A 599-nucleotide genomic window follows, 5' to 3' on the forward strand; every position below is an offset into this window, starting at 1 on the left:
GGTGCCGCCGGGGGTGACGGGGGAGTTGTACGTGGCGGGTCCGGGTCTGGCGCGGGGGTATGCGGGCCGGTCGGCGTTGACGGCGGAGCGGTTCGTGGCGTGTCCGTTCGGTGGTGCGGGGGAGCGGATGTACCGGACGGGGGATCGGGTGCGGTGGCGGGCCGACGGCCGTCTGGAGTATGCGGGGCGGGCCGACGAGCAGGTGAAGATCCGGGGGTTTCGGATCGAGCCGGGGGAGGTGGAGGCGGTGCTGGCGCGGTATCCGGGGGTGGCGGATGTCGCGGTGGTGGTGCGCGAGGACCGGCCGGGGGATCGGCGGCTGGTGGCGTATGTGGTTCCGGCCGGTGGCGCGGCGGACGCGGGTGCGGTGCTGGAGCCGGAGGAGGTGCGGGGGTTCGCGGCGGAGACGCTGCCGGAGTACATGGTGCCGTCGGCGGTGGTGGTGGTGGGGGCGTTGCCGTTGACGGGCAACGGGAAGCTGGATCGGGGGGCGTTGCCGGCGCCGCGTGTGGCCGGGTCGGGGTCGGGCGGGGAGCCGGTGGGGGTTCGGGAGGCGGTGCTGGCGGGGGTGTTCGCCGAGGTTTTAGGGGTGGAGTCGG

1 protein-coding gene is annotated in these 599 nt (G+C 75.1%); it reads left to right on the forward strand.

Going from position 1 to position 599, the window contains the following annotated elements; genetic code table 11:
* Positions 1–94 precede the first annotated feature (94 nt).
* The coding region (locus ACFOWE_RS33820; RefSeq protein WP_449301239.1) for an AMP-binding enzyme at positions 95–599 on the forward strand (505 nt) is incomplete at its 3' end.

The sequence above is a fragment of the Planomonospora corallina genome (assembly GCF_042650625.1).
Taxonomy (GTDB): domain Bacteria; phylum Actinomycetota; class Actinomycetes; order Streptosporangiales; family Streptosporangiaceae; genus Planomonospora_B; species Planomonospora_B corallina.